This window comes from Zemynaea arenosa (assembly GCF_004614185.1).
Lineage (GTDB): Bacteria > Pseudomonadota > Gammaproteobacteria > Burkholderiales > Burkholderiaceae_D > Telluria > Telluria arenosa.
Genome location: NZ_SPVF01000098.1, coordinates 1 through 3,295, shown reverse-complemented (window position 1 = coordinate 3,295; position 3,295 = coordinate 1). Strand labels below are relative to the sequence as shown.

Annotated in this window: 4 protein-coding genes; 2 read left to right on the top strand and 2 right to left on the bottom strand. The window is 64.9% G+C overall.

Annotation, left to right across the window (positions count from 1 at the left end):
• Together mreC and E4L96_RS06940 are read right to left on the bottom strand one after the other, a co-directional pair.
• A partial coding sequence (gene mreC / locus E4L96_RS06945) for a rod shape-determining protein MreC (protein WP_135206489.1) occupies positions 1-1,024 on the bottom strand: 1,024 nt, incomplete at its 3' end.
• A gap of 100 nt (positions 1,025-1,124) precedes the next feature.
• Complete coding sequence (locus E4L96_RS06940; protein WP_018057985.1) at positions 1,125-2,168, bottom strand: rod shape-determining protein; 1,044 nt, start codon at positions 2,166-2,168, stop codon at positions 1,125-1,127.
• Positions 2,169-2,473: 305 nt separating this feature from the next.
• On the opposite strand from E4L96_RS06940, the gene gatC reads away from it, so the two are divergent.
• Positions 2,474-2,773 (top strand): Asp-tRNA(Asn)/Glu-tRNA(Gln) amidotransferase subunit GatC, encoded by a 300-nt coding sequence (gene gatC, locus E4L96_RS06935; protein ID WP_135206488.1) that lies wholly within the window; start codon positions 2,474-2,476, stop codon positions 2,771-2,773.
• Positions 2,774-2,807: 34 nt separating this feature from the next.
• On the top strand, positions 2,808-3,295 hold a 488-nt coding region (locus tag E4L96_RS06930), incomplete at its 3' end, for an amidase family protein (RefSeq protein ID WP_267874320.1).

Sequence of the window (3,295 nt, the reverse complement as noted above, 5' to 3'; positions counted from 1 at the left end):
CGGGTGCAGTCCGCGCAGGCGCCACTCCCGTGCCCGCAGCGGGCGCGGCACCGGTGGCAGGAGCGACGGAGCCCGGTGCGGCGGCGGGCGCGGTTCCCGGGATCACGGCGGGCGCCATCACGGGCGCCATCTTGGGCAGGTTCTTGGCTTTCACCTGCGCGCGCTGTTCTTCCTCGGGCGGACGGGCTGCGATCATCGGCTGCTCCATCAGGATCAGCAGCTGGCGGTGACGATCGACGCCGGCGAGAGGCTGGCACACGACGCGGCTGAATGCCCCCGCGGCGCTTTCGACCTGCATCACCTTGGCCACCGCCAGCCCAGCCGGATAAATCCCATCCAGCCCGGACGTGATCAGCACATCCCCCACCTGCACATCCGCATTCGGGGCGACGAAGCGCAAGTCCAGCAGCCCCGATTGCCCGCGGCCGTACGCCACGGACCGGAGGCCATTGCGCAGCACCTGCACCGGAATCGCCTGCTCCTTGTCGGTCAGCAGCGTGACTTCGGAGGTGAACGGGAACACCCGCGTCACCTGCCCCACCACGCCGGACGAGTCGATCACCGGTAGTCCGAGGACCACGCTGTTGCGCGAACCCCGGTCCAGCACGATCTTGCGCGTGGCCGGATCGCGCGCGTCGTACAGGATCTCGCTCATGATGGACTTGACCGGCACATGTTCGCGCGCCTCCATCAGCTTGCGCAGATGGACGTTCTCGTTGACCTGCATCTGCGCCTGCTGCAGCTGCTGCGCCGCCAGCAGCTGCTGGCTTTTCAGCGTGCGCACTTCCTTCTGCAGCTCGGAGATCGAGGTGAAGTAGTCGCCCATGCTGCCCAGCGCATCGCGCGGCATCAGGGCGGCCATCTGGAATGGATAGAGGATCGTGCCCGCGACCTGGCGCGCCACGCCGAGCATGTGCACGCGCGCGTCCAGCATCAGCAGGCCGATCGAAATGAGTGCGAAGACGGTCACCTTCACCCGGGCGGGTGCACCTTGCTTGAAGAGTGGCGGTGGACTGTATTCCATGACTTCCGTGTTCTGGCCGCGCGGCCCTTTGGATCAGCGCAGCCTTGCGCCGCCGCGCTTACCCACAGGGCAAACGGCGGGCGGCTCCAGCAACATCAACTTATTCGTACGAGAAGATCGAACCCAGCTTGTCCATGCGCTCCAGCGCCATACCCGAGCCGCGCACCACGCAGGTCAGCGGGTCTTCGGCGACCAGCACCGGCAGGCCGGTTTCTTCCATCAGCAGGCGGTCCAGGTCGCGCAGCAGCGCGCCGCCGCCGGTGAGCATCATGCCCTTCTCGGCGATGTCGGCGCCCAGTTCCGGCGGGGTCTGTTCCAGCGCGTTCTTGACGGCGGAGACGATGTTGTTGAGCGGGTCGGTCAGCGCTTCCAGGATCTCGTTCGACGAAATGGTGAACGAGCGCGGAATGCCTTCGGACAGGTTGCGGCCCTTGACTTCCATCTCCTTGACTTCGGAACCCGGGAAGGCCGAGCCGATGGCCTTCTTGATCGCTTCGGCGGTCTGCTCGCCGATCAGCATGCCGTAGTTGCGGCGGATGTAGTTGACGATCGCTTCGTCGAACTTGTCGCCGCCCACGCGTACCGAGCCTTTGTAGACCATGCCGCCCAGCGAGATGATGCCCACCTCGGTGGTGCCGCCGCCGATGTCGACGACCATGGAGCCCGTCGCATCCGACACCGGCAGGCCGGCGCCGATCGCCGCGGCCATCGGTTCTTCGATCAGGTACACCTGCGAGGCGCCGGCGCCGAGCGCCGATTCGCGGATCGCGCGGCGTTCCACCTGGGTCGAGCCGCACGGCACGCAGATGATGATGCGCGGCGAGGGACGGAAGAATTTGGAGTCGTGCACCATGCGGATGAACTGCTTGAGCATCTGCTCGGTGACGGTGAAGTCGGCGATCACGCCATCCTTCATCGGACGGATCGCTTCGATGTTGCCGGGGACCTTGCCCAGCATCTGCTTTGCTTCCTTACCCACCGCCTGGATGGTCTTCTTGCCATTCGGGCCACCTTCCTGGCGGATCGCGACGACCGACGGCTCGTCCAGCACGATGCCCAGGCCGCGCACGTAGATCAGGGTGTTGGCAGTGCCGAGGTCAATGGCCAGGTCATTCGAAAAATAGCTGCGCAAAAAACCAAACATGTATGTCTATCCTGTAAGCGCACACGGTGCGCAGTCATGAATCATCACAAAGTCCCGCCACGCGCAAAGGCGCGCCGGCCGGACGGTCAAGGTGTTCTTGGTATTCTGGGTGCGGACTTAGGACCGCATTAGCCCGCCATTCTACCTTATAATTTACCGCTTAATGACGCCAAAACCGGGGTTTACAGGGCCTATTTAAGGGACTGAATGAGGCCGGTTTGGTCGCTTTTATACGCCAAAATGACCATTTTTTGGCATCTTTTCCATTTTTCGACCGTCGCGGCCCCGGCCGCGCAATGCATGCCATGTCCCTGACACTCGCAGACGTAAAACGCATCGCCAACCTCGCCCAGCTGGATATGGACGAGGCCCACGCCGAGACCGCGCTGGCGGAACTGAACGGCATCTTCGCCCTGGCCGAGCAGATGCAGGCCGTGGACACGACCGGTGTCGAGCCGCTGTCGCAGCCGCTGGCGGCCATCATGGAGATGCGCCTGCGCCTGCGCGAAGACGTGGTGACCGAAGAGGACCACCGCGCGGACTACCAGAAGCCCGCGCCGGCCACGCAGGACGGCCTGTACCTGGTCCCGAAAGTCATCGAATAAGCCGCCGCAGAGAAGATAGAGAAGAGCACAGCACATGCACACCAAATCCCTCAAAGAGCTGTCCGCGCTGCTGCGGGCGAAAGAAGTGTCGTCGGTCGAACTGACCACGCACTACCTGTCCCGCATCGCGGCTTCGGACCTGAACGCGTTCCTGCACGTGGATGAAGAGCTGTCGCTGGCGCAGGCGCGCGCCGCTGATGCGGCCATTGCCGCCGGTGCCGGCCCGGCCCTCGCAGGCGTGCCGATCGCGCACAAGGACATCTTCGTCACGCGCGACTGGCGCACCACGGCCGGCTCGAAGATGCTGGCGAACTACGTCAGCCCGTTCGACGCCACTATCGTCTCCAACCTGGCCGGCGCGGGCATGGTCACGCTGGGCAAGCTCAATTGCGACGAGTACGCGATGGGCTCCGCCAACGAGAACTCGGCTTTCGGTGCGGTAAAGAACCCGTGGGACAAGGCGGCCGTGCCGGGCGGCTCGTCCGGCGGTTCGGCGGCCGCCGTGGCGGCGCGCATCGCGCC

Excerpts from the sequence above, each read along its gene's own strand:
- E4L96_RS06940 (WP_018057985.1), bottom strand. The coding sequence starts at position 2,168 with ATGTTTGGTTTTTTGCGCAGCTATTTTTCGAATGACCTGGCCATTGAC.
- gatC (WP_135206488.1), top strand. The coding sequence starts at position 2,474 with ATGTCCCTGACACTCGCAGACGTAAAACGCATCGCCAACCTCGCCCAG.